Source organism: Methylocystis sp., assembly GCF_046349115.1.
In the GTDB taxonomy this organism is placed as follows: Bacteria; Pseudomonadota; Alphaproteobacteria; order Rhizobiales; family Beijerinckiaceae; genus Methylocystis.
The window spans coordinates 28,260-53,445 of the sequence record NZ_JAXMCX010000006.1 but is presented as its reverse complement, the minus strand read 5'-3'; the positions used below and the strand labels follow the sequence as shown (position 1 = coordinate 53,445).

The window sequence follows — 25,186 nt, the reverse complement described above, 5'->3', positions numbered from 1 at the left end:
CGCGATCAGGAGAAGCGCGGCGGCGCCCGCGGCGGCGCCCAGGCGCGTTCGGGGACGTTTTCGATCGAAGGCGATCGAAAGGCGCGAAACGCGAAGCTCGCCGCGCGCGGCGCCGCATAGGCGACGGCGATTGACGTCGTGAGAATGAAGGAGAGGACCGACTCTTTTTGGCTATGGCCGCAAAGCGGGCAGCAGTCGTCGCCGCAATCATGCTTCATCGGCGAAGGCGCGGATTGTTGCAGACAATGCGCGGCGGTCACATCCGGCGCATGCCTCGCGCGCGCCGGCGCCGCCGAGAAAATCGTCGCGGCGGCGAACAGCAGCGCGATCCACGGCGCCCCGATGCGCAAAAGTCCCGTGAAGCGAGGCGTTCTCGAACCGGCCGCCATACTTTTGAGATTCCCAGGCTGCGCCTCGCGTCCTGGGCGCGAGACATTGGCGGCGAAGCGCCGAGCCCGAATATTGGTAATATACCAAAAATTGGCGCGCAACCGCTGGCGGCGGGCAGGCGCGCGCATTTTCCGAAGCTGTTGCTCAAGCGCAACAGCGCGCGGGTCTAAGGGATGGGCTTGTGATGCGGATCGAGCGGCGAATGGCTTCCATCCGCTTCGACGGCGGCGACGCCGTCGAACCGCGAGAAATATTCGACGACATCTGGCGAAAGGCGTTTTTCCTCGGCAGCGAGCCTTCTGGACAGCGCCTCGGCGTGCGGTTTCGAAACGCCCAGCCTTTCCAGCGCGGCGCTGTCCTTCAGTGCGTCGCCGCCACAAAGCGCGATGGTCCACGCGTCGTTCTTGCGGGTGAGAAACGCCCGGCCGCCGAGATCGCCCTGACGCCAGTCGGCGATCGCGGCGTCTCCCTCGACGACCACGGCGTCAACGAAGAGGCGGGTCTCGGGCTTGTCGAAGGTCTCGAACAGCAGGCGGCGGGCCGCCTCGGACCCGTCGTCGGCGCGCGCGCTCAGGCACGTCGCGACGGCGATCGTCATGATCAGAATGCGTGTCATCTATCTCTCCAGAGTCAGCGCGTTTCCGTGGTATTGGTATATTACCAATAAAGCGGGGCGCAAGGACTCCGATGCCGTTTCCGCGACGCCGGTTTTTTGGTAGGACGCTGGCGCGGCGACGTTTCAAATGAGCTCGAATGGCGAAGGTTGAAAAAAGTGCGCGTCAGCGCATTCTCGACGCTGCGCTGAAAATCTTGAGGAAGGAAGGCGTCTCCGCGCTGACCCAGACCCGCGTCGCCGCCGCGGCCGGATTGCGCCAGTCGCATCTGACCTATTATTTTCCGCGCAAGACGGATTTGCTCGCCGCGACGCTCGAAGCGTCCCATGCGCAGGCGCATAAGCCCAAACGCGGCCCGACGGGAAGCGAGGCGGATCCGGTCGAGGCGGTGCGCGCGCTCATGTTCGATCGCAACAGGATGCGCTTCTTCCTCAGCGTCGTGGCGCAGGCGAGCGACCAGTCGGACATTCGCGCGACGCTCGCCGCGCATGCGGCCGGCGTCGCCGAGCAGCTCGCGCCGCTCTTCGGCCGGACGGCCGACGACCCCGACATCATCGCCTTCGTCGACATGTTGCGCGGCATGGGGTTGCGCCTGTTGCTCGAAACCGACGACAAGCGGCGCGCGAGCGTCGATCTCGACACGCTCGCCGCGCGTTTTGGCCTCAGCCGCGCGCCTGAGGCGCGGCTTTAAGCCTGGGCGGGAAACCGATAGAAGCGTGGCGATGCAACGAATCGCAGAAAACACGGGCGACGCCGAAGGCCAGCCCTATGTTCTGGCCGCGGCGGTTTTCCTCGTCTGCGCGCTGGCGCTCGCCTTCCCTTGGCTTTCCGGCCGCGTCACCATCCCCTGGGACGCCAAGGCGCATTTCTATCCGCAATTCGCCTTTCTCGCCCATGCCCTGCACAGCGGCCAATCCCCCTTCTGGACGCCGAATGTCTTTGCCGGCATGCCGCAGATCGCCGATCCGCAATCGCTGATCTTCTCGCCGTTCTTTCTGCTCGCGGCGGCCTTCGTTTCCGAACCTTCCTTCGCGCTCGCCGATGCGATCGTCTTCGCGCTGCTGGCGATGGGCGGCCTCGCGCTGATCGCTTATTTTTACGATCGCGGCTGGAGCGCCGCTGGCGGATTGCTCGCCGCGCTCGCTTTCGCTTTCGGCGGCTCGGCGGCGTGGCGCCTCCAGCATGTCGGGCAGATCATGAGCCTGTCATGGCTGGCGGTCACGCTGTGGCTGCTGGCGCGCGCGCTCGATCAACGCTCGGCGCTCTATGGCGCGGCGGCGGGCGCCGTCGCCGCTTTCCTGGTGCTGGGACGCGATCAGGTCGCCTTTCTTGGCGTCCTGATGCTATCCGCCTATGCCGCCTATCGCATCACGACCGATGATTTGCCCAAACTCAGCGCGGTCGCGCCGCTCGCCGCCGGCGCCCTGGTCGGCCTGACGCTCATCGCCGTTCCACTCGCCTTCACGCTGGAGCTCGCCGCCCATTCGAATCGTCCCGAGATCGATCTTGACGGCGCGCTCAAAGGCTCGCTGCCGCCCGGTTCCTTCATGACGCTGATTTCCGCCAATATGTTTGGAACCGACGGACCGCTGAAGGAGTTCTGGGGCCCGCCGGTCGGCGAACCAGATCTGTTCCTCGCGCGCAACATGACGAATGTCTATCTGGGCGAATTGACCGTCGTCGCGCTGATCGCGGCGATGAGCCGGCGTTTCTTCCAAAGCAGGGAAATTCGCTTCTTCGCCGCCGCGACGCTGTTTTTCGCGCTCTACGCGATTGGCCGCTACACGCCGGCCTTCGCGCTTTTCTATCGCCTGCCCGGCGTCGACCTTTGGCGCCGGCCGGCCGACGCCACATTCCTGCTCGGCATGACGCTTCCGATACTCTCGGGATATGGCTTCACGCTGATCGAGCGGGGCGTCGTCGCGCCGCGCGCCGCTTGGCTGATCGGCGCCGTCGCCGCGCTCTTCGCGGCGGCGCTGCTTGTCGCAGTTTCAAAAGGCCATCTGGTTCAGGCGTTCTGGCCGCTCGCGACAAGCGCGCTCTTCGCCGCGCTCGCGATCGCGCTCATTCTCGCGACCCGCGAACGGTTGTTGCGCGGCGCCTATGTGCCCGTGGCGGTCGCCGCGCTGATGAGCGCCGATCTCGCGATCGGGATCGGAGCGAATGAATCGACCGGCTTGCCGCCCGAGCAATTCGACGTGTTGAAGAGCCACGGCAAGAATCCGGTGATCGCTTTTTTGCGCGAGAAGCTCAAGGAAACGTCCGCGCCGGATCGGCGTGACCGCGTGGAGCTTGCGGCGATCGATTTTCACTGGCCGAACGCTTCGCTCATTCACGGCCTCGATCACGATCTCGGCTATAATCCGATTCGGCTCAAGATATTCGAAGACGCGACCGGCGCCGGCGATCATCTGGCGCTTCCCGAGCAGCGCGAATTCTCGAAGCTCTATCCGTCCTATCGCTCAATATTGTCGGACATGCTTGGCCTGCGATTCATCGCGACCGGCGTCCCGATCGAGGAGATCGACGAGAATTACAGGCCCGGCGACTTTATCGAACTCACGCGCATCGGCGGCGTTCACATCTACGAAAATCCACACGCCATGCCGCGGGTCATGGTCGTGACCTGCGCCATGCATGTGAATTTCGCGCAGATGATCCAGAGCGGCGAATGGCCGGAGGTCGATTATCGCGAGACGGCGCTGCTCGAGACGCCGCCGATCTGCCATACGCGCAAGGACGCGCCGCCGGCGACCGCGAAAATCCGCTCATATGAAAATGACCGCGTCGTCGTCGAGGCTGATGCGCCACCGGGCGGCGGCTGGCTGATCTTGAATGACGTCTGGCATCCCTGGTGGTTCGCGCGCGTCGACGGCGTCGAGGCGCCGATTCTGCGCGCCAATGTGATGTTTCGCGCCGTCGTGGTGCCGGAAGGGCGCCATGAGGTGCGCTTCGAGTTTCAGCCTTTGCGCGGGCTGATCACGGAATTATCGCAACGATAGTAAAGCGGTAATGCGCTCGCGCGTTACATCCACCCCGCCAACTCTCGCTTCGCCAGAGTCTCGATGAGCGCCAAGCCTTCTTCGCTGTCGTTGAGACAGGGCAGGCGGGCGTATTTCTCGCCGCCATTCTTAAGAAAAAGATCGCGGATTTCGACGCCGAGCTCTTCGATCGTTTCCAGACAATCAGCGGAAAATCCCGGCGCGACGATAGCGATGCGTTTGACGCCGGCGCCGGCAAGCTCCGCCACGACATCCGACGTATAGGGCCCGATCCATCGCGCCCGCCCGAAGCGCGACTGAAAGGCGAGGCGAAGCCGATCCGGACTCATCCCGAGTTTTGCACACAGCAACCCCCAGGTCGCTTCGCAATGAGCGCGATAGGGATCGCCACGATCGATTTGCGCCTGCGGCAGGCCGTGAAAGGACGCGACGATAATTTCCGGTTCGAAATCGAGCGTGGCGAGCGCACTTCTGATGCTGGCCGCGAGCGCGTCGATATAGGCAGGGTCGTCGTAATAGGGCGCTCCGATGCGCAGCGCCGGCTGCTTGCGCATTTCGCGCAGCGCGTCGAAAGCGGCGTCGGCGGCGGAGCCGGTGGTCGACGAGGCATATTGCGGATAGAGCGGCAGAAGCGCGATCCGCTCGCAGCCTTTCGCGATCAGCGCCGCAATCTGTGTCGCGATCGAAGGCGCGCCGTAGCGTAAAGCGTAATCGACGATGAGGCGCGGCGAACCGATCCGCTTCTGCAGCTTCTCGGCCTGGAGGCGCGTAATCGTCTTCAGCGGACCTTCGTCCGTGTCGCGGTTCCAGATTGATTGATAAAGCTTCGCCGAACGCTGTGGACGCGTGTTGAGCACGACGCCATAAAGAATCGGCAGCCACAGCGCGCGCGGCAGGTCGACGACTCGGCGGTCGGAGAGAAATTGCGCGAGATAGCGCCGCACTCCGGCGACATCCGGCGCTCCGGGGGTGCCGAGATTGACGAGGAGCAGGCCGATCGGCGCTTCTCTCGGGGGTGTGGCTGACGTCATGATGGGCCTCGTGGGGACCGGTCGCCCCGACGGCGGCGCGGCGCGGGCCATCTTCTAGCGGCGGCGACAATGCTGACAATTCGACCTAATGGCGCAACTGGCGCAATGGCAATTGTTATACGGCACGGAAATCGCTTAGAGCGCATCGGCCGGATATGAGCGGATCGGCCCCTCGCGAAAGGGCGCCATGAAATCCATATCTCGCAGCCGCGCCATGTGCGAGTGGGACGATTTCGCCAGCGCCGCCCCGCAAATTCGCGCGGCGCTCGCCACGCCGGACGGCCCGCCGACGCCCCCCTTCATATTGCTTTCGGAGCCGGGGATCACCGCCAGCGAACAGCGCACCTGTTCCGAGAGCTGGACCGCGGCGCGCCGTTTGGCGGCGGCGCCGCTGCGCGCGCGCCTCGATATGCGCTTCGATCTCTCTCCCCGCGGCAGGATTTGCGTCGGCTATCTCTCAAACGACTTTCATGACCATGCGACCGCGCATCTTCTGGTCGAGACGCTCGAGGCCCATGATCGATCGCGTTTCGAAATCCGCGCTTACAGCTATTGCGGCTTGGAGGGCGCGATGCGGACGCGGTTGCGCGCCGCCTTTGACGCTTTCATCGACATTTCGGCGCTGACCGACGTCGAGGCGGCGCGCCGCATCCATGCGGACGGCGTCGACATTCTCATCGACCTCAAGGGGTTCACTCGGGGCGCGCGCACCGGCGTGATGATGCTGCGACCGGCGCCTGTTCAGGTCAACTATCTTGGGTATCCCGGCACGCTCGGAGCCGGCGTGTGCGATTACATTGTAACCGATCGCTATGTGACGCCGCCGTCCTCGTCGTCGGCCTATTCGGAAGCCTTCGCCTATCTGCCGAACGCCTATCAACCGCACGGGCGGGGCGCGCCGCCGCGCGCCGCGCCGTCGCGGGGCGCCGCCGGCCTGCCGGCGCAGGGCTTCGTCTATTGCTGCTTCAATCAGGCCTATAAGCTCACGCCCTTTATCTTCGATCTCTGGGCGCGGCTGCTCGAGGCGACGCCGGGCGCGGTGCTGTGGCTGTCGGCGGCGATACTGGCAGAAGGCAATCTGCGCAATGAAATACGCAGTCGCGGCATCGACGCGCGGCGGCTTGTGTTCGCGCCGCATTTGCCGCAGGCCGAACATCTGGCGCGCCTGCAACTCGCCGATCTCGCGCTCGATACGGCGCCTTTCGGATCTCATACTACGGCGAGCGACGCGCTCTGGGCCGGGGTGCCGATCGTGACCTGCGCGGGCGACACTTTTCCCTCCCGCGTCGCCGGCAGCCTGCTCCATGCGATCGGGCTGCCGGAGCTGATTGCGCAGGATTTTGACGCATATTTCGACACCGCGCTGGTCTTGGCGCACGATCCCCCGCGCTGCGCCGAACTACGGGCGAAGCTCGCCGCCAATCGCCTGACGACGGCGCTCTTCGACGTCAAGGCTTACACGCGCGCGCTGGAATCATTGTTCGAAACCATGTGGAGCCGGCGTCTCACCGGCGCGCCGCCCGCCGTCATCGGCGCGGCTTAAGCCTCGCCGTCGCGCCCGCGCTCGAAAGCGGCGCGTTCCTCGTCGGCCATATGGAACGCGTGCGCTTCTTCCGGAAAGCGTCCGGCGCGCACGTCGCGCGCATAGGCCGAAACCGCCTCGCTTAGCGCCGCGCCGACGGCGCCGTAGCGACGGTTGTGCTTGAATTCGCGCATCGTAATCCCGGCGAGATCATTGACGACGAGCACCTGACCGTCGGTCGCCGCGCCGGCGCCGATGCCGATCGTCGGCGCCTTGACCGCCTGCGTGATCCGCGCCGCTAGCTCCTGCGGCACCAGCTCCAGCACAATAAATTTCTGCCCGGCGGCGTCGAGCGCCAGCGCGTCGTCATAGAGCTTGGCGGCGGTCTCCGCCGTCTTGCCCTGGCGACGCTTCACGTCATGATGCTGCGATTCGAGCCCAAGATGACAGCAGACGTCGAAACCCGCCGCCGTCAGCGCGCGGACGAGTTCGGGGGCGGCGCCTTCGAATTTCACGCAATCGGCGCCCGCCTCCTGCAGGATACGCGAACTTTTGATCGCCTGCTCGATCGTATCGTAGCTCGCATAGGGCAAATCGCCGATGATGTAGACCTGCGGCGCGCCGCGACGGACGGCCGCGATATGATGGGCCATGTCGGCGAGCGTCACTTCGCGCTCATGGGCATAGCCGAGAATATTCACGCCGACGCTGTCGCCGACGAGGATGATGTCGACCCCCGCCTCGACTTCGATGCGCGCGGTCGGCGCGTCATAGGCTGTGACGACGACGATTTTCTCGCCCCGGCGCTTCAAGTCGAGGAAGGTGCTGGCGTTCGGCAAAGGGGGCTCCGGCGCGCCTCTCGTCAGGGCGAGTATTTATATCAAACCGCCTGCGTTCGCTGGAAACAATGATCAGCGCGGCGCGCCGTCCTTGCAGGCGTGCGGCACGCCGGGCGCGCGAAGCTCCTGGAAGCCGCCGCATTTGTCGCAAGCCGTGAGCAGCGCGGAGAGGGCGGCGAGCAGCGCGAACAGTCTGAATTTCCGCGTCATCTCATCTCTCCTGGAGCGGCCCGACGGCGGGACCATAGTGGTGGGTCCGCCTTGCGGCAAGCCGAGCGGCGTCATGCTCTTGCATCCTGCTTAAAGCCCGGTATAAAGCGCCCATCGCGAGGTTCCCGGCCGGGGGCTGAACGGAAGCGCTCAAAGCGCATATTCCCGAAAAGTGCGTAGCGGTTTTCGGATAAGAATATGCGGAAATTAAGAGCGAGGGGCTCGATCCCCGTCTTCCCGTGTCTCCGCCTTCGAACTTTCCTGTTCGAGCCTTTCCGGGGCATGTCCCCAAGAAACGCTCGAAGGGCTTGGCGCCGGAACGGCTCGCGGCAACGGAAAGGCGAAAACTCCATGGCTCTTTACGAGCATGTCTATCTCGCCCGTCAGGACGTTTCTCCCCAGCAGGTGGAGGCTCTGACCGGGCAGTTCAAAACCGTCATCGCGTCGCTCGGCGGCACGGTCGGCAAGACCGAATATTGGGGCGTCAAATCGCTCGCCTATCGGATCAAGAAGAACCGCAAGGCGCATTTCACCCTGATGAACATCGACGCGCCGCCGGCGGCGATCGCCGAGATGGAGCGCCAGCAGAGCATCAATGAAGACATTCTGCGCGTGCTGACGCTGCGCGTCGACGCGCTGGAGGAAGGCCCCTCGGCGCAGCTCCGCAAGCGCGAAGACGATGATCGTGGCGAGCGCCGCGGTCCGCGCGGCGATCGCGGCGACAGAGGCGAGCGCGGCGAACGTCGTCCGCGCCGCGAAGAAAGCAAGGTTGAAGGAGGAGAGGAAGAATGAGCTCAGCGCCCCGCCGTCCCTTCTTTCGCCGCCGCAAGTCCTGCCCCTTCTCCGGTTCGAATGCGCCGAAGATCGACTACAAGGATACGCGTCTCTTGTCCCGCTACATCAGTGAGCGCGGCAAGATCGTGCCCTCGCGCATCACCGCCGTTTCGGCCAAGAAGCAGCGCGAGCTCGCCCAGGCGATCAAGCGCGCCCGCTTTCTCGGCCTGCTGCCTTATGTGATCCGCTAAAGAAGATCGCTTTATCACAGCCTGCGGCCGCGCCTTGAAAGGGGCGCGGCCGTTTTGTTTTTATGGGGCGGGTTCTGAACCGCGTCGGGCTTTTGCGAGTCGGCGGCGTTCTTGCCCGGCGGGACCAAGGTCGTCGTTTCGACCGTCAGCCCGTCCTCCACCGCCTTTAGCGCCAGATTGGTTTCGTAATATTTGCGCTCGCCGAGGAGCCGCATCGCATCATCGACATGTTTCTTCGTCGCTTCGATCGGCATGAGCACGCGCGTGTATTTGAGATCGACTTGGGCGAGGCGCAGCTCCTCCATGGCCGCCACCTGTTCGCCCACCTTGATGTGCGCGTTTGCCTTAGCGATATGCGCGCTCTTTTCATTCGTCGGAACATAGTTGTCGGCGAGCGCGATCGTCGCATCGATTGGAATCAGGTCGAGCTTCTGACTCTGCGTCGAGGTTTCCCCACTCTTCACGTTGACCGTCTCGCTGACTTTGACGGCGAAAAGCGTCGCATCCTTCTCCGCCGATCGCAGAGAGGCTTCGGCGTTGTCCAACAGCGGCGCGACAACTTCTGGATTGCCATTGAACAGCGCGAGCCTCGCCGCCCGTATCGCCTGGACGGCGGAGAAGCCCTCCCGCGACAGTTGCATCAGCGCGCGTTCCACGACCTCCTTCGGCGCCGGCCCCAAATCGCCGGCGCCTTTCGCTGTCTCGCCCGCCGGCGCGCCGGGCTGTTGGGCGCGCGCGAAAGTGGAAATAGCGGCCGAGACCGCGAGAAATGACGCAAATGCGATCAAGCCTTTCGAGAAATTTAGTCTCATTTGCAATCCTCCACCGCACAGTATGAGCGCGAGCGCCGTCTAGACGAGAGCGGAGCCTATTGAGTTTCGATTGCTGCGGTCTTTCTCATTTGTTTCTGTGCGCGTTTTCGATTGCGGCGACTTGCCGCGGCGCGCGTCATGCGCGATGCGGACGTTGGATTGCTGCGGCGAGGGAATTCCATCACTGCGCTAGGCGCGCAAACCGTGCCTTCTCACCCCGCACTCGCCTGCGCCGCGGTCGCTTCGTAAACCCCGTCGAGCGGGGTCGTCGAAACCGTCGGTTCCGCCATGAATTGCGCCGCCGCGAGGGTGGCGAAACGGCCGCCCCTCGCCACCAATTCGTCGAAGCTCCCGCTCTCGACGATTTCCCCCTGATCGAAGACCAGAATGCGGTCGGCGTTGCGCACGGTTGCGAGGCGATGGGCGATGACGAAGGTGGTGCGTCCCTTCATCGCCGCTTCCAGCGCCTTCTGGATGAGGCGCTCGGTCGTCGCGTCGAGCGCGCTTGTCGCCTCGTCGAACACCATGATCGGCGGGTCTTTCAGCAGCGCCCGCGCGATCGACAGCCGTTGGCGCTCGCCACCCGAAAGCGAACGGCCGCGTTCGCCGACGCGCGTCGCGCGCCCGTCGCTCTGGCTTGAGACGAATTCCGTCGCCTGCGCCAATTCAAGCGCTTGCGCGATGTCCTCTTCCGTCGCGTCGGGATTGCCGATGCGAAGATTGTCCTCGATCGACCGCGCGAACAGCATCGGCTCCTGAAAAACCACGCCGATGTTGCGGCGAAGCGAGCTTAAAGTGAATTCGCGAATGTCGACGCCGTCGATCTTGACGACGCCGCTGTCCGGATCGAAGGCCCGATGCAGGAGACCGAGCGTCGTCGATTTTCCCGAGCCGGTCGCGCCGACGAGCGCGATCGTCTCTCCAGGTTGCGCCGTGAAGGACACGTCGCGCACCGCCAGCCGCCGGCCGTCGTAGGAGAAGGCGACGTTGTCGAATTCGACCGCGCCGGTCAGACGTTCGGCGTCGCGCGCGTAGGGCCGGTCGGCGACGCTCGGCCGCGTGTCGAGGACCGCGAAGAATTCCGAGATTTTCGCCGATTGCATAAACAGCACATTGACGAAGCCGACGACCTGTTCGAGCCTTGCGATCAGCATGGTCGCGAAGCTCATGAAGGCGACGATCTCGCCGATCGTTGCGAGGTCGCGCAAATGCAGCCAGACGCCGAGCAGGAAAATCGCGAGAAGAGTCAGCGTCGCCGAGGCGCGGCTCGCGACGACCACGAAGGCCCACCAGGAAAGCACCGGCAATTGCGCCGCGAGCACGTCGTCGATGATGCGGTTGAGCGCTTGCGACTCGCTTTCGATGCGGGTGAAGCTCTGCACCACGGGAATGTTGCCGAGCGTATCCGAGGCGTGTTCGGCGAGCGAGGAATTGTAGCGCTCGACCTGTCCCTGCAGATCTTCGGTGCGGCGCAGGACGAAGCTCGTCGCCAAATAAAAGATCACGACAAGCGCCATGAGCAGCGAACCGAGCCGCCAATTGACGAAAAGCGTCGCCGGCAGCAGCACGAAGAGCGTGACGAAGGAAGCGCAGTTCTCGCGAAAGAACGACAGCCACAGCCCCCACATGGCGTTGGCGCCGTCGAGCATGGTCTTCAGCAGACGTCCGGAATGGACATTGGTGTGAAAGCTCAGCGGCAGACTCAGCACATGGTCGAAATAATCCGACATCACCGCCAAGCGGCGGCGATGCGCGAGCCGATCGGCGTTCAGACCGACGAGAATGGCGCCGCCGATCGAAAACAGGCCAAAGGCCGCCCAGGCGGAAACCAGCGGCAGCAGATCGCCCCAGGTCAAGGTTTCGCCGGGCGCCTGAGCGCGAGTCATGCGGTCGATGATGCGGCCAAACAGCATCGGCTCGGCGAAGGCGGCGACGGCGAGCGCGAGATTGGCGACGACGAGAATCAGGGCGAGCCGCGCCTGCGGCCGCAAAAGCCCCAGCACCCGAGCGTAAACGGTCAAGACTGACATTTTACTCGCCTGCTGGCAGGAGAAGCTTCGGCAATAAGCGTAGGTCGCGACGAGGGCGGACGCGTTCTATTCTTCTTCGCCGAAGCGATTGGCGACGAGCGCCTCCAGCGCGTCGAGGGCGGCCTTCGCCTGCGGCCCGGTGGCGGTGACGGTGATGGTCGAGCCTTGGCCGGCGCCGAGCGTCAAAATGCCCATGATCGAACTGCCGCCCACGGTTTCTTCGCCGCGAGAAACGGTGATGACCGCGTCGAATTTTTCGCAGCACTGCACGAATTTGGCGGTGGCGCGGGCGTGCAGCCCCTTCTTGTTGATGATCGCGATCTCCCGCGACATCGATTCTTCTTCGGCCGCAGCCCGATGCAATTTATCGCTCACGAGATCATTCATTTTGCGCTGAGCACTTTGCTGGCGATGTAAACATATTTGCGTCCGGCGTCCTGCGCCTGCAGCACCGCCTGCTCCAGAGGCTGCGTATCGCGAACCGAGGCGAGCTTGATCAGCATCGGCAAATTGACTCCCGCGAGCACTTCGACTTTTCCGCCGTCCATGACCGAGATGGCGAGATTGGAGGGCGTGCCGCCGAACATGTCGGTCAGCAGCACCACGCCTTCGCCGGTGTCGGCTTCGCGGATCGCCTCGATAATGTCGGCGCGCCGGCGCTCCATGTCGTCCTCGGGCCCGATCGAGATCGCCGCAATCTGCTTTTGAGGTCCGACGACGTGTTCGAGCGCCGCGCGAAACTCAGTGGCAAGGTGGCCGTGGGTCACCAAGACCATTCCGATCATACGACCCTACCACTCATGAAGATGTCTCTTGCGCGCCGACATCTCATAAAAACGCGTCGGCCACATCGGGCGAACGGCCGATTTCGAGCCGTTGCGTCAGCCATCATCGCCCCGCTCAACAGGGGCGACATTTTGTGCAACGCCGCGAAATAGGCAAGCGAAAACAGCACGGCTCCTTCAATTTGTCGCAAGGGCCTGAATATAGGCCCCGATTCGCGTTACGGCGCCGACGCGCGCCGCATTTTCGAAGATGCGCGGCAATATGACGCCGCTCAACTCGGTTCGGCTTTGGTCAGCGTCCGGAAACCGCTCCGGCGACTGGTCGAGGGCAAGCAGATCGATCACCGCTCGGACCACGCAGGCCGGCTCGGAATCGACGCGCAACACCCCCAGGCCGCGCGCCTCGATCATTCCGCGGATCGATGGATGGGGCCTTGCGATCAACCGGCCGTGGCTGGCTTCAAGCGCCACCCGGTCGTCGCCGACCAGCGCCGCGAAGACGCCGCGCGCGCGCCAGTCGGCGACGAGCTTAAGGGTCAGCGTGCTCTTGCCGGCGCCGGCGGGGCCGCGGAGCAGCAGGCCGAATTCGCCGAGGACGAGGGCGTTGGCGTGGAGATACGCTGGCCTTTGCGGCGGCGGCGTCATCGCGCCGCCGGCAGCCAGACGACGAAGCGGGCGCCGAGCACGATATCGCCGGCGCGGGGCCCGTCAGTGCCCTGCGGACGCGCGCGGGTGCGGTTGAGGGCGCGGATGCGGCCGCCATGCGCCTCGATGATCTGGCGCGAGATCGACAGCCCCAGTCCGGAATTCTGGCCAAATCCCTGTTCCGGCCGATCCGTGTAGAAGCGCTCGAAAATGCGGTCGAAGGCGCCGTCGGGAATGCCGGGACCGTCGTCGTCGACGATGATCTCATAGCCCTCGAGCTGCTGACCGCCGGGTCCATTGGCCCGTTCCGGCCACAGCCGCACGCGCACGGTCCCGCCGGGTTTCGAGAACGACCTGGCGTTGTCGATCAGATTATTGAGCACCTGGCCGAGACGCGAATCATTGCCGAGAACGCGCCAGTGGCCGCGCGACGGATCATGCGGAGAAGGGCGGTTCGTCAGCTCGATCGTGACGCCGTCGCCCCGGTCGATCGCGCGCGCCACGTCGATGACAGTGGTCAGAGCGGCGGAAAGGTCGACGACGCCCATGTCGGCGCGCGCCAGCTCGGCGTCGAGTCTTGAGGCGTCGGAAATATCGCTGATCAAACGGTCGAGCCGGCCGACGTCATGTTTGATGATGGCGAGCAACCGGTCGCGCGATGAATCGGTCTTGGCGATCGGCAAAGTTTCGACGGCGCTGCGCAGCGAGGTCAGTGGATTCTTGAGTTCATGCGCCACGTCGGCGGCGAAATGCTCGATTGCGTCGATGCGGTTGTAAAGCGCCTTGGTCATGTCGCACAGCGCGCCGGAGAGATGGCCGATTTCATCGGGCCGGTCCGAAAAATCCGGAATCTCCTGACGCGACCTTGCGCCGCGCCGCACCCGCTCGGCAGCCTCGGCGAGGCGTCGCATCGGCTCGGTGATGGTATTGGTGAAGAACAGCGAAATCAGCAGCATCACCCCGGCCGAGACCAGGAAGATGCGGATGATGCCCCAACGTTCGGCGACGATGATCGCGTCGATGTCGCCGCTCATCGTGGAGAGCAGCAGCGCGCCGCGCACCGAGCGAAAGCGCTGAATCGGAACGGCGACGGAAATGATCGATTCGCCTTTGGCGTTGGCGCGAACCACCGAATGGATGCGCCCGCCGAGCGCGCTGCCAACCTCGGGATAGGCCTTGCCATTGCCCATGCCGATGTCTTCGTAGAGCGGCAGCTCCGGCCGATGCGACAGGCGCTGGATAAAGTTAAGCGCCCTTTCGAGGAAGGACGAAGCGTCGAGCGTGGCGGGCGGGTCGCTCGGCGGCGGCAGTTCGAAGCGCAAGATGTTCGAGCGGCCCGAGACCGAGCGCGAATCGAGCAGCAAAAAGCCGTCGTGGTCGTAGATGCGCGCTCGCAGCCGCGTTGGCGACACGAGGCGGCGCAGCAGCGGACCGACGCGTTCGGGATTGAGCGAAAACTCCAGCGGCGAGCCGCCTTCGGCGCCGCTGGCGCTTTCGCCCGGCGCGAGCTTTAAGAGTTTTTCCGGGTCGATCGAAATCGCGTCGGTGTCGACCGTCGCCGAGGCCGCCACCGCGGCGGCGATGATCTCGCCTTGAGTCTGCAGGCTCTGCACCCGCGCGTCGATCAGACCTTCGCGGAACTGGTTGAGATAGAGAAAGCCGGCGAGCAGCGCGACCAGTCCGCCAAGATTGAGAACCACGATGCGGCGGGTCAGCGAGGACGACAGATGCGATTGAACGGTGCGCAACGCGCGCGTCAGGCGCCGCGAAAACGTCCGCCACAGCCGCGCCCGGGTCGCCGCGGCGCGCGCCGGACTCGGGCCGGCCGGCCGGCAGGGCGTCTCCGCGACCCTGTCGTCGGCGGCGCTCGACTCGCCCGCGCCCTCGATACTTGCGTCCATCTCGCGCACCCTCGGCGAGAACTCAGGCTTCCTTGAACCGATAGCCCACGCCGTAAAGCGTTTCGATCATTTCGAAATCATTGTCGACGACCTTGAATTTCTTGCGTAGACGCTTGATGTGGCTGTCGATCGTGCGGTCGTCGACATAGACTTGGTCGTCATAGGCCGCGTCCATCAGCGCATTGCGGCTCTTCACCACGCCGGGACGCTGCGCCAGCGATTGCAAAATCAGGAATTCGGTCACCGTCAGCACGACCGGATCGCCGCGCCAGGTGCAGGTGTGGCGCTCGGGGTCCATCACCAGCGCGCCGCGCTCCAGAACCTTGGCCTCGGTTTCCTTCTGGGCGGCGGCCTCCTTGGGATTGGCGCGCCGCAAAATCGCCTTCACCCGCTCGACCAAGAGACGCTGCGAAAACGGCTTGTGAATGAAGTCGTCCGCCCCCATCTTGAGGCCGAAGAGTTCGTCGATCTCCTCGTCCTTGGAGGTGAGAAAGATCACCGGCAGGTCCGACTTCTGCCGTAGTCGGCGCAGAAGCTCCATGCCGTCCATGCGCGGCATCTTAATATCGAAAATCGCGAGATCAGGCGGATTGGCGCGCAGGCCGTCGAGCGCCTGGGCGCCGTCGGTATAGGTCTGGACCCGATAGCCCTCGCCCTCCAAGGCGATGGAGACGGAGGTGAGAATGTTGCGGTCGTCGTCGACGAGAGCGATGGTCGGCATCTTCAACCTTTGCTATTTGCGGCCGCGATTTTAACGTCCGGGCCGGCGCGACAGGACTGCGTTTGCGCGAAAGCGGCCCCCTCAGGCCTGCAAGGGCGCGACGCTGGCGAAACGCTCGACATTCTCTCGACTCGACGGCGGGACTTTCGGAAGGCGCGCTGTCGACGCCAACAAAGTCCGGGGCCAAGGCGGCTGAAATGTGGCCAACGTCCGGTTTAAAGGCGGCCCAGCTCCGGCGCCGCTCGTTCTTTATACACGGATCGCTGAAAAAATCACCTTGTTCCAAGGCGCGCGCTGTTAATCAGAATGGCGACAATGAGATAGGCGTGTGGAAAGAGAGACGGCCGGGACTCGGAAAGTCTCGAATTCAGGCCGATCTTTCTTATGTTTTTTCGGCCCAAGGCCGAATTGAAGAAGAATGGGCGCGGCTTTAGCCCTTACGGGAGCGGATCGATGAGCGAAGACTGGTCATATCAGGTTCGGGTCAATCTCGCCGACGAGGCGGCGCGCCTCGCCCGCAAGGACCCGAAGAATCCCGTGCTTCAGCCCTTGAGCGATATTCTTGCTAAGCACAATGCCAGGCTGCGCAACCAGCTCGACGCTTTTAGCGACTATGTCGCGGCGGCGGAGCGCGAGGGCCAACAGGATTTTCCGCTCTACAAATGGACCAAGGCGGTGATCGAAGACCCGGCGAAAATCGAAAAGCACAGCAAGGCTTTCTCGATCCATGTCGGCGGCGAGGAAGTCTATGCGAAAGACATCGCCGACGCGCTGGAGGCGGAAATTGCGCCGCTGGTCGGCGGCCCGCTGGTGACGCGGCTCACCAAGCACGACAGCAACCCCGCCAATAATCCGCAGGCCCCGGCGCAATATCGGTAGCGAGGCGCTGCGCCCCCTCCGGCTCGCTGCGCTCGCCACCTCCCCCGCTACGCGGGAGAGGGCATGAACGGCGCGTCCGCCGAATATTCCAAGGGCCCAATCCGGCGATGAAACGCGCATCCCGCCCCCTCTCCCGCGAAGCGGGGGAGGGCTGGGGAGGGGGCCTTAAACCGTCGCCAGGAAGCCGGCGATCTCGTCCTTCAGAACGAGCCGCTTCTTCTTCAAATCCTCGATGATCGAATCATCCGCCGGCTCGACATTGGTCTCCATGCGGTGAATGGCGCGGTTGAGTTCGTGATATTCCTCGGCGATGCGGGCGAAATGCGCATTGCCGGCCTTCAGCGCATGAATCGCCTCGGCCTGCTCGGGAAATTCTTCGTGCAATTCATGCGCGACATGGCTCATGCGATGGGTTCCTCCGTTGTTTTTTCAGCGTGAACTTACCGGCTTTCACGGCGGCCTCAAACTGCAGGAGCCCGCCTGCGACGATTTGCGGCGCGCGCCCGCCGCGCTGTCATGCCCGCGAAAGCGGGCATCCAGAGCAAAGACCGACATTGTTCACGCTGCTCAGACGGCATTCGGAAATTTAAGTGAGCCAAGTTGGGCGCGACTTCCCTCTCCCCGCCTGCGGGGAGAGGGTCAGGGTGAGGGGCTTGGGGCATTTCGCGGAACGCTCGAAACGCCAACGGATTCTTTGTCATCGTCGGCATTCCTGTTCCTATCCCCCGGCCCCTCGCCCCAGCCCTCTCCCCGTAAACGGGGAGAGGGGGCTCGCGCCCAATCGATTCAGTTTAATTGTGGCGTCGCCTGATAGATTTCGGGCGGCGCGGCGTGCGCCTGACGGCGCCCTTGCGGGGCGCGCGCAACCCGCTCATCTTGTGAGGCGCGGAGTTTTCGATGAACGACATTTCAGACGGCGAATTGAAGTTCACCAATCGCAGAGAACTTCAGACGTGGCTGGAGAAGCAGCCGCGCGAGGTCAGCGTCGTCATCGCCGCGTGGGCGGCGCTAGGCGTCACGCGCTCCTGGATCTGTCCGCGAAGACGTCACCGCGAAAACTTAGCTTGTTGATCTTCGCATCTTTCTGCTCGTGCGAATTGGCGGGTGTTGTCGCCAAATGCCCATCCCGCCCCAATAACCTTCGGCGTAAGAACTTGTTGTGGGAGCTTTGGCGAGTCCAGAGGCTCGCGTTTCAGGGGTGCGCCTCCTGGACCGCGAACCCCCGGGCTCGCTTGGTTGCGAACAGCCGGAGTTGACGCATTAAAATTCGCCGGCCGACAGGATCGCCCAGAAATCACCCTTGAAACGGGTATCGGCAATAATCGGATAGGCAGTGGTCATTCTTCAACCGCGCTAGCAATTTGCCGCGGTCGCTTCGGAAAGGACATGAATAAAAAACGCGGATGTCGATTTATTGACAGAACCGGCATGATTACATCCGCAATTTTGTTGCGTAGCCCCTTGTAACTTCGCCAAATCTAATGCAAATTTGGCTCATTGCAGCAATAACGATAGCCGGAAGGAAACAATATGGCGCGCAGACTCTTCGCAGCTTTCCCGATCGCCGCTTCACTGTCGGTCGTCGCGACTTTCGCATCGATGTCACCGGCTGCGGCACAGTCCTCCGACCCCTTTCTCGGCCAGCTGATGCTCACCGGCGCGAATTTCTGTCCTCGCGGATGGGCGCAGGCGGACGGCCAGCTTCTCTCCATCTCGCAGAACACGGCGCTGTTTTCCCTGCTCGGCACGACCTATGGCGGCAACGGCCAGACCAATTTCGCTCTGCCCGACCTGCGCGGCCGGGCGCCGATCCACCAGGGAACCGGGCCGGGGCTTTCCCCCTATGTCGAGGGTCAGGTCGGCGGCCAGGAGAGCTTCACCCTGACGATCAGCCAGATGCCGGCGCATAATCACGGCGTGCAGGCGACCAACGTCACCGGCGACAAGGGCGGCCCACAAGGCCGGTTTCTTGCCGGGCAAGTCGGCGACAACAATCCATATCACGACGGTCCGCCCAACCGCGTCATGGCCGCCGACATGACCCAACCCACCGGGGGCAGCCAGCCGGTGGCCCAAAGGGGGCCCTATCTCACCATGATGTGGTGCATCGCGCTGCAGGGCGTCTTTCCCTCACGCAACTGACCGAAGCCGGGGCGCTCCAGAGCGCGCTGCGAAAAAGTGGGAACCGGTTTTTCGCACAGAGCGCGCTCTAAACTTTTGGAATCGATCACGTAATCTGCGTATAGGCGAATCCGCCTAAACGCAGCCCGCTCTAGCGCCGGCTCAGTTCGCTCACCAGTTCCCGGTAGCCCGCCCAGCGGGCGTCCGGCGATGCGATCCTGTCGATCAGGGTCGGATCGAGCTCCCGCCACAGATCGCGGGCGGTCGCTGTCGCTTCATGCTTCCTTAGACCGACATGCGGCGAGCTGGAGAAGCGCTGCAGCGTGCCGAGCCAAGCGATGCGGGCGTTGTCGTTGAAGGGCTGGCGGTTGATCCGCAGGACCGCCTCGAACAGCCAGCCGGGCGCGCTCCCGTTGGCGACCTCCAGTTCGACCTTTTCAGTCGGCGTGTAGCCGCAAAGGCTCAGAAAACGCGCCAGCCAATCGGAATCATAATCGATCGTGACGACCTCCTTCGCGCCGAACGCTGCGGCGCAGTCCTCGGCGAGGTTGGCGACATTCATCAGCCTGCGAACGCGGGGCAATTCGCGGAAGGCGTCGAGATCGAGGCCCGTTCCATAGTTGTATTCGGCAATCCGCGGATTGATCGCGCACTGCTTGTGATAGGATCTCAGCCAGTCTTCCGGTTTCCGGCGAACCAGAAACGCCGTCAGATGAAACGCTTCGAAAAGGTCGCGGATTTTCTCCAGCCCGATTGGACGAAAATCATAGAGGTGGTTGGTCAAGCCCTCGGTGGTGAGGATGGCGCCTTCTTCGTTGCCCTCGGCGACCGCCAGGGCGGTACGGGAAAGATCGCCAGTCATCAGGTCGGAAACCATGAACTGGTGTTTCGGCATCTCCGTGTCGGCGCTGGGCGTCGGGTAGCGGATATTCTGCTCGAGGAACCGGCTGGAATTCGCGTAGCACCATCGCTGCAGCGCGCTGGTGCCGGTCTTGGGCAATCCGACATGCAGCAACAGCCGCCGCTTCCGGCGTATCGTCGCGGGCATGGCCAGGCTCGCGTTGACGAAGGCGACCGCTCGATCGACGGTGGGCTGGCCCAGCGGCTGAAGCATGCCGCTGTCGTCCGCCTGGCGATGGTAGTGCAGCATGATCGGCGCGCCGTCGCCAATGGCGGACGCCGGCAGATGGGTAGGAAAGTTCAGGGCTTTCGGCAGCAGTTCCGGTTCAATCTCCAGCTCCAGGCAGCTCAGCGCGAAGGCGATCTGGTCGATGTGAAACGCGTAATGGCCAAGAATATCCGCCTGAGCCTCGAGCCACTGCGCCCATTTGCGCCATGGCGCGTCGAGTTCGCCAAGCCGCGCGCCGGGCAGCAAGTAGAGGCCGCCGTTCCTGTTCTCGAAAATCGTCATGCCGGCGGCCGAACCGACGGCGATGTCGGGTCGTCGACGCGTCAGCCCGGCGCGTCGGAGCAGGACGTCCCAGATTTCGATCGGCGGGTTCGGCCCGTCCACGACCGCGGCGGCGACCATATTCTTGGCGAAATAGGGTCGCGGATCGGCGACAAAGAGCGTGTCGCAGTCGCAGAGCGCCGCCAGATCGGCGTCGCGCAGGAACGCCGACCGCAATTGCGCGATTTTGTTGAGATGCGGGCGCCGCAGCGAAACCGCCTGGGCTTCGGCCGTTCTGACGCCGAGCGGCGAAAAGCGCGCCGCGCAATCCTGGCCCAGCCCCTGTGTGTAATGCACCACGATATCGTCGGGCGGCACGTTGGCGATTTCGATCAGGCTTCGCGCCCAATTCATCGCTTGCGCAAGAAAAACGGGTTGGTTGTCAATCACGCATGAGAATCGAACGACGGGTTTCACGATGTCATTCCGGCTAGGCGGGCCGCAGGAAGGCATTCGAACGGAGGCGACATCCCCCCGGATGTCCCGCCTGATAAAAGAAGCGGGAGGCGTCGTGGTTGGGGCGAATGCTATGCGGCCTTGGCGGTTCGAACAAGAACTTAAACTTTTTGGAAGCGGCGCGGCATTCTTCCCTTGACGCCCCCGACCTTCGCCATTAGGTTCCGCGCACTTTCGACAGGCCGTAAGTTCACGCCGTCGCGAGCACCTCGCTCACGATCCTTCGAACTTAAACGCTGTCGCCTTGCCTGTGAACGCCAAGCGTAATTGGTAATCATTCCGTCGCGAGAGCGATGGACAGGAAGGCACGATCCCGGTCTCCGGGATCCTCTGCGTTAGAAGCGCCTTGGCCCTTACGGCCATCGGCGCTTCGCTCGTTTGCGCATGTCTTAAGGATCGCCTTAAGGCCATGCGCGCCGGGACCATGACATCCGCCATTCGCAATCCGCGAAGGACCTATTGAATGCCGACGATCAGCCAGTTGATCCGCAAGCCGCGCCAAGCGCCGACCTATCGCGAGAAGGCTCGCCATCTGCAGTCCTGCCCGCAGAAGCGCGGCGTGTGCACACGCGTCTATACGACGACGCCGAAGAAGCCGAATTCGGCGCTGCGCAAGGTCGCCAAGGTGCGGCTCACCAATGGCTTCGAGGTCATCGGCTATATTCCGGGCGAGGGCCACAATCTTCAGGAGCACTCGGTGGTGATGATCCGCGGCGGCCGCGTCAAGGACCTTCCCGGCGTGCGCTATCACATTCTGCGCGGCGTGCTGGACACCCAGGGCGTCAAGGACCGCAAGCAGCGCCGTTCGAAATACGGCGCGAAGCGTCCGAAGTAAGGAGCCGTTCGATGTCTCGTCGCCACCGGGCCGAAAAGCGCGAAGTTATCGAAGACGCCAAATTTGGCGACGTCGTGCTCGCGAAATTCATGAACTCGATCATGTACGACGGCAAGAAGTCGGTCGCCGAGCAGATCGTCTATGGCGCGCTCGATCAGGTCGAGTCGAAAGCCAAGAGCGATCCGCTCGCGGTGTTCAAGCAGGCGCTCGAAAATGTCGCGCCGGCGATCGAAGTGCGCTCGCGGCGCGTCGGCGGCGCCACCTATCAGGTGCCGGTCGAGGTGCGCAACGAACGCCGTCAGGCGCTCGCCATCCGCTGGATCATCACCGCGGCCCGCGCCCGCAACGACAAGACCATGGTCGACCGGCTGTCGGCCGAGCTGCTCGACGCTTCCAACAACCGCGGCGCCGCGGTGAAGAAGCGCGAAGACACCCATCGCATGGCGGAGGCCAACCGCGCCTTCTCGCATTACCGCTGGTAAGGCGCAGCACGAGCTTTCACGAGGACAATCGTCATGGCCCGCTCTCATCCGATCGAGGACTACCGTAACTTCGGCATCATGGCCCATATCGATGCGGGCAAGACGACGACGACGGAGCGCATCCTCTATTATTCCGGCAAGAGCCATAAGATCGGCGAGGTGCATGAAGGCGCCGCGACGATGGACTGGATGGAGCAGGAGCAGGAGCGCGGCATCACGATTACGTCCGCCGCGACGACGACCTTCTGGAACGGCAAGCGCCTCAACATCATCGACACGCCCGGCCACGTCGACTTCACGATCGAAGTCGAGCGCTCGCTGCGCGTTCTCGACGGCGCGGTATGCGTTCTCGACGGCAATCAGGGCGTCGAGCCGCAGACCGAGACCGTCTGGCGTCAGGCCGACAAATACAATGTGCCGCGCATCGTCTTCGTCAACAAAATGGACAAGATCGGCGCCGACTTCGATCGCTGCGTCGAGGAAATCAAGACCCGCGTCGGCGGCCGTCCGGTCTGCGCGCAATTGCCGATCGGCGCCGAGAGCAATTTCAAGGGAATCATCGATCTCGTCCGCATGAAGGCCGTCGTCTGGGAAGACGAGGGACTCGGCGCGAAATATCACGATGAAGACATTCCCGCCGATCTTCTCGATAAGGCGAAGGACTATCGCACCGCGCTGGTCGAGGCCGCGGTCGAAATGGACGACGACGCCATGGCCGCCTATCTCGACGGCCAGGAGCCTGACGAGGAGACGCTGCACAGGCTGATCCGCATCGCCGTGCGCAAAATCGCCTTCATTCCGATCTTCTGCGGCTCGGCCTTCAAGAACAAGGGCGTGCAGCCGCTGCTCGACGCCGTCGTGCATTATCTGCCGTCGCCAATCGATCGCGAGGCGATCAAGGGCTCCGACATGGACACCGGCGAGGAGATGGTGCGCAAGCCCTCCGACGCCGAGCCCTTCTCGATGCTCGCCTTCAAGATCATGGACGACCCCTTCGTCGGCACGATCACCTTCGCCCGCGTCTATTCGGGCAAGATCGAATCGGGCACGACCGTGCTCAATTCGACGAAGGAGAAGAAGGAGCGCATCGGCCGCATGCTGCTGATGCACGCCAATAACCGCGAGGACATCAAGGAGGCTTACGCCGGCGACATTGTCGCGCTCGCGGGCCTCAAGGACACGCGTACCGGCGACACGCTCTGCGATCAGCAGAAGCCTGTCATTCTGGAGCGCATGGAGTTCCCCGATCCGGTCATCGAGATCGCCATCGAGCCGAAGTCGAAGGCCGATCAGGAAAAGCTCGGCATCGCGCTGCAGAAGCTCGCGGCGGAGGACCCCTCCTTCCGGGTTTCGACCGATCAGGAGAGCGGCCAGACCATCCTCAAGGGCATGGGCGAACTCCATCTCGACATCAAGGTCGATATTTTGAAGCGCACCTATAAGGTCGACGCCAATATCGGCGCGCCGCAGGTCGCCTATCGCGAGCGTCTCGGCCGCAAGCAGGAAATCGACTACACCCACAAGAAGCAGACCGGCGGCACCGGCCAGTTCGCGCGGGTCAAGATCATCTTCGAGCCCAATGAAGCCGGCAAGGGCAATGAGTTCGAAAGCCAGATCGTCGGCGGCGCGGTGCCGAAGGAATATATCCCCGGCGTCGACAAGGGCATCGCGTCGGTGACGACATCGGGCGTGCTCGCCGGCTTCCCGGTCGTCGATCTGAAGGCGACGCTGATCGACGGCGCCTTCCATGATGTCGACTCGTCGGTTCTCGCCTTCGAAATCGCCTCGCGCGCGGCGACTCGCGAAGCGCTGCAGAAGGGCGGCTCGGTGCTGCTCGAGCCGATCATGAAGGTCGAGGTGGTGACGCCGGAAGAATATACCGGCTCGGTGATCGGCGATCTGAATTCGCGTCGCGGACAGATTCAGGGCCAGGACATGCGCGCCAACGCCGTGGTGATCAACGCCATGGTGCCGCTCGCCAATATGTTCGGCTACGTCAACCAGCTGCGCTCCTTCACCCAGGGACGCGCCAGCTACACGATGCAATTCGATCACTACGAACAAGTGCCCGAAGCGGAGTCGAAGAAGGTCCAGGCGAAATACGCCTGATCTCGAACGCAACGGGTCGACAGGAACTCTTTAAAGGAGCACGGCGATGGCCAAGGAAAAGTTTTCACGCACGAAGCCGCACTGCAACATTGGGACGATCGGACACGTCGATCATGGCAAGACGTCCTTGACGGCGGCGATCACCAAGGTGCTGGCGGAGACGGGCGGCGCGACCTTTACGGCCTATGACCAGATCGACAAGGCGCCGGAAGAGAAGGCGCGCGGCATCACCATTTCGACGGCGCATGTCGAATATGAGACCAAGGACCGCCACTACGCCCATGTCGACTGCCCCGGCCACGCCGACTATGTGAAGAACATGATCACCGGCGCGGCGCAGATGGACGGCGCGATCCTGGTGGTCTCGGCCGCCGACGGCCCGATGCCGCAGACCCGCGAGCACATCCTGCTCGCCCGTCAGGTCGGCGTGCCGGCGCTGGTGGTGTTTCTGAACAAGGTCGACATGGTCGACGATCCCGAGCTTCTCGAACTCGTCGAACTCGAAGTGCGCGAGCTGCTCAGCAAATATGAGTTCCCCGGCGACGACATTCCGATCGTCAAGGGGTCGGCGCTGTGCGCCCTCGAGGGCAAGAATCCCGAGCTCGGCCATGACGCGATTTTGAAGCTGATGGCGGAAGTCGATCGCTATATTCCGCAGCCCGAGCGTCCCAAGGATCAGCCCTTCCTGATGCCGGTCGAGGACGTGTTCTCGATTTCGGGCCGCGGCACGGTGGTGACCGGGCGCATCGAGCGCGGGGTGATCAAGGTCGGCGAGGAAGTCGAGATCGTCGGCATCCGTCCGACCACCAAGACGACGGTCACCGGCGTCGAAATGTTCCGCAAATTGCTCGATCAGGGCGAGGCGGGCGACAATGTCGGCTGCCTGCTGCGCGGCACCAAGCGCGAGGACGTGGAGCGCGGCCAGGTTCTGTGCAAGCCGGGTTCGGTGAAGCCGCATACCAAGTTCAAGGCCGAGGCCTACATCCTCACCAAGGAAGAGGGCGGCCGCCATACGCCGTTCTTCACCAACTACCGCCCGCAATTCTATTTCCGCACGACGGACGTGACCGGAATCGTCACGCTTCCCGACGGGGTGGAGATGGTGATGCCGGGCGACAATGTGACGATGGACGTCGTGCTGATCGTGCCGATCGCCATGGAGGAGAAGCTGCGCTTCGCCATCCGCGAAGGCGGCAGGACGGTCGGCGCCGGCGTCGTCGCCAGCATCATCGAGTAAAGCGAATCTGGGCCGCGGGCCAAGCGCTCGCTCTTAATGAACAAAGCCGCGCGTATCTCGCGCGGCGCATGAAGGCGAGCAGAACCGCTC

At 63.5% G+C, this 25,186-nt stretch carries 25 protein-coding genes; 11 read left to right on the top strand and 14 right to left on the bottom strand.

Annotated elements, in window-relative coordinates:
* Positions 1-5 precede the first annotated feature (5 nt).
* Positions 6-389 (bottom strand): hypothetical protein, encoded by a 384-nt coding sequence (locus tag U1E20_RS14615; protein WP_409981353.1) that lies wholly within the window; start codon positions 387-389, stop codon positions 6-8.
* A 167-nt stretch (positions 390-556) separates the two neighbouring features.
* The gene (locus U1E20_RS14610; RefSeq protein ID WP_409981352.1) at positions 557-1,006 is read right to left on the bottom strand and encodes a copper uptake system-associated protein; all 450 of its coding nucleotides are present in this window, start codon (positions 1,004-1,006) and stop codon (positions 557-559) included.
* A 137-nt stretch (positions 1,007-1,143) separates the two neighbouring features.
* Here U1E20_RS14610 and U1E20_RS14605 point away from each other — a divergent pair, with 137 nt between their 5' ends.
* Together U1E20_RS14605 and U1E20_RS14600 are read left to right on the top strand one after the other, a co-directional pair.
* Positions 1,144-1,695, top strand: a complete 552-nt coding sequence (locus U1E20_RS14605) for a TetR/AcrR family transcriptional regulator (RefSeq protein ID WP_409981351.1) — start codon at positions 1,144-1,146, stop codon at positions 1,693-1,695.
* A gap of 31 nt (positions 1,696-1,726) precedes the next feature.
* Positions 1,727-4,006 (top strand): hypothetical protein, encoded by a 2,280-nt coding sequence (locus U1E20_RS14600; RefSeq protein WP_409981350.1) that lies wholly within the window; start codon positions 1,727-1,729, stop codon positions 4,004-4,006.
* Between the two features lie 23 nt (positions 4,007-4,029).
* On the opposite strand, the gene hemH is transcribed toward U1E20_RS14600, so the two are convergent.
* Positions 4,030-5,037 carry a ferrochelatase gene (gene hemH, locus U1E20_RS14595; RefSeq protein ID WP_409981349.1) on the bottom strand — a complete coding sequence of 336 codons (1,008 nt, stop codon included), beginning with the start codon at positions 5,035-5,037 and terminating at the stop codon, positions 4,030-4,032.
* 187 nt (positions 5,038-5,224) lie between these two features.
* Here hemH and U1E20_RS14590 point away from each other — a divergent pair, with 187 nt between their 5' ends.
* Positions 5,225-6,580 carry a UDP-N-acetylglucosamine-peptide N-acetylglucosaminyltransferase gene (locus U1E20_RS14590; RefSeq protein WP_409981348.1) on the top strand — a complete coding sequence of 452 codons (1,356 nt, stop codon included), beginning with the start codon at positions 5,225-5,227 and terminating at the stop codon, positions 6,578-6,580.
* On the opposite strand, the gene panB is transcribed toward U1E20_RS14590, so the two are convergent.
* Positions 6,577-7,398: a 3-methyl-2-oxobutanoate hydroxymethyltransferase gene (gene panB / locus U1E20_RS14585; protein WP_409981347.1), complete on the bottom strand. Its 822-nt coding sequence runs from the start codon at positions 7,396-7,398 to the stop codon at positions 6,577-6,579. The genes U1E20_RS14590 and panB overlap by 4 nt on opposite strands.
* 72 nt (positions 7,399-7,470) lie before the next feature.
* Entirely contained in the window at positions 7,471-7,608 is a 138-nt protein-coding gene (locus U1E20_RS14580; protein ID WP_409981346.1) for a hypothetical protein, read from the bottom strand.
* A 351-nt stretch (positions 7,609-7,959) separates the two neighbouring features.
* On the opposite strand from U1E20_RS14580, the gene rpsF reads away from it, so the two are divergent.
* Both rpsF and rpsR read left to right on the top strand, forming a co-directional pair.
* A complete protein-coding gene (rpsF, locus tag U1E20_RS14575; protein ID WP_409981345.1) occupies positions 7,960-8,400 on the top strand; it encodes a 30S ribosomal protein S6 in 441 nt (146 codons plus the stop codon).
* Complete coding sequence (gene rpsR, locus U1E20_RS14570; protein ID WP_409981344.1) at positions 8,397-8,633, top strand: 30S ribosomal protein S18; 237 nt, start codon at positions 8,397-8,399, stop codon at positions 8,631-8,633. Before rpsF ends, rpsR begins: the two co-directional genes overlap by 4 nt.
* Before the next feature lie 14 nt (positions 8,634-8,647).
* Here the strand turns inward: rpsR and U1E20_RS14565 are convergent, their stop codons facing one another.
* The 7 genes from U1E20_RS14565 to U1E20_RS14535 all read right to left on the bottom strand — a co-directional run bounded on the left by U1E20_RS14565 (position 8,648) and on the right by U1E20_RS14535 (position 15,527).
* The gene (locus U1E20_RS14565) at positions 8,648-9,445 is read right to left on the bottom strand and encodes a YfdX family protein (RefSeq protein ID WP_409981343.1); all 798 of its coding nucleotides are present in this window, start codon (positions 9,443-9,445) and stop codon (positions 8,648-8,650) included.
* Positions 9,446-9,657: 212 nt separating this feature from the next.
* Positions 9,658-11,475: a glucan ABC transporter ATP-binding protein/ permease gene (locus tag U1E20_RS14560; RefSeq protein WP_409981342.1), complete on the bottom strand. Its 1,818-nt coding sequence runs from the start codon at positions 11,473-11,475 to the stop codon at positions 9,658-9,660.
* Between the two features lie 66 nt (positions 11,476-11,541).
* Complete coding sequence (locus U1E20_RS14555; RefSeq protein WP_409981341.1) at positions 11,542-11,862, bottom strand: HPr family phosphocarrier protein; 321 nt, start codon at positions 11,860-11,862, stop codon at positions 11,542-11,544.
* Entirely contained in the window at positions 11,859-12,260 is a 402-nt protein-coding gene (locus tag U1E20_RS14550; protein WP_409981340.1) for a PTS sugar transporter subunit IIA, read from the bottom strand. The genes U1E20_RS14555 and U1E20_RS14550 overlap by 4 nt, the downstream gene beginning before the upstream one ends.
* 177 nt (positions 12,261-12,437) lie before the next feature.
* Positions 12,438-12,905, bottom strand: a complete 468-nt coding sequence (locus U1E20_RS14545; protein ID WP_409981339.1) for an HPr kinase/phosphorylase — start codon at positions 12,903-12,905, stop codon at positions 12,438-12,440.
* Entirely contained in the window at positions 12,902-14,806 is a 1,905-nt protein-coding gene (locus U1E20_RS14540; RefSeq protein WP_409981338.1) for a stimulus-sensing domain-containing protein, read from the bottom strand. The genes U1E20_RS14545 and U1E20_RS14540 overlap by 4 nt, the downstream gene beginning before the upstream one ends.
* A 22-nt stretch (positions 14,807-14,828) precedes the next feature.
* A complete protein-coding gene (locus tag U1E20_RS14535; protein ID WP_409981337.1) occupies positions 14,829-15,527 on the bottom strand; it encodes a response regulator in 699 nt (232 codons plus the stop codon).
* A 453-nt stretch (positions 15,528-15,980) separates the two neighbouring features.
* Here U1E20_RS14535 and U1E20_RS14530 point away from each other — a divergent pair, with 453 nt between their 5' ends.
* Positions 15,981-16,406 carry a hypothetical protein gene (locus U1E20_RS14530; protein ID WP_409981336.1) on the top strand — a complete coding sequence of 142 codons (426 nt, stop codon included), beginning with the start codon at positions 15,981-15,983 and terminating at the stop codon, positions 16,404-16,406.
* Between the two features lie 165 nt (positions 16,407-16,571).
* Here the strand turns inward: U1E20_RS14530 and U1E20_RS14525 are convergent, their stop codons facing one another.
* Positions 16,572-16,811: a YdcH family protein gene (locus tag U1E20_RS14525; RefSeq protein WP_409981335.1), complete on the bottom strand. Its 240-nt coding sequence runs from the start codon at positions 16,809-16,811 to the stop codon at positions 16,572-16,574.
* Between the two features lie 1,125 nt (positions 16,812-17,936).
* Between U1E20_RS14525 and U1E20_RS14520 the strand changes: the two genes are divergently transcribed.
* Positions 17,937-18,548, top strand: coding sequence for a phage tail protein (locus tag U1E20_RS14520; RefSeq protein WP_409981334.1), 612 nt, complete (start codon positions 17,937-17,939; stop codon positions 18,546-18,548).
* A gap of 130 nt (positions 18,549-18,678) precedes the next feature.
* On the opposite strand, the gene U1E20_RS14515 is transcribed toward U1E20_RS14520, so the two are convergent.
* Complete coding sequence (locus U1E20_RS14515) at positions 18,679-20,367, bottom strand: hypothetical protein (RefSeq protein ID WP_409981333.1); 1,689 nt, start codon at positions 20,365-20,367, stop codon at positions 18,679-18,681.
* A 529-nt stretch (positions 20,368-20,896) separates the two neighbouring features.
* On the opposite strand from U1E20_RS14515, the gene rpsL reads away from it, so the two are divergent.
* The 4 genes from rpsL to tuf are packed head-to-tail and all read left to right on the top strand — an operon-like array spanning position 20,897 to position 25,096.
* The gene (rpsL, locus tag U1E20_RS14510; protein WP_014890767.1) at positions 20,897-21,268 is read left to right on the top strand and encodes a 30S ribosomal protein S12; all 372 of its coding nucleotides are present in this window, start codon (positions 20,897-20,899) and stop codon (positions 21,266-21,268) included.
* Positions 21,269-21,279: 11 nt separating this feature from the next.
* A complete protein-coding gene (rpsG, locus tag U1E20_RS14505; RefSeq protein WP_409981332.1) occupies positions 21,280-21,750 on the top strand; it encodes a 30S ribosomal protein S7 in 471 nt (156 codons plus the stop codon).
* 33 nt (positions 21,751-21,783) lie between these two features.
* Complete coding sequence (gene fusA, locus U1E20_RS14500) at positions 21,784-23,859, top strand: elongation factor G (RefSeq protein WP_409981331.1); 2,076 nt, start codon at positions 21,784-21,786, stop codon at positions 23,857-23,859.
* A 46-nt stretch (positions 23,860-23,905) separates the two neighbouring features.
* Positions 23,906-25,096: an elongation factor Tu gene (gene tuf / locus U1E20_RS14495; protein ID WP_409979613.1), complete on the top strand. Its 1,191-nt coding sequence runs from the start codon at positions 23,906-23,908 to the stop codon at positions 25,094-25,096.
* The last annotated feature ends 90 nt before the right edge of the window (positions 25,097-25,186 follow it).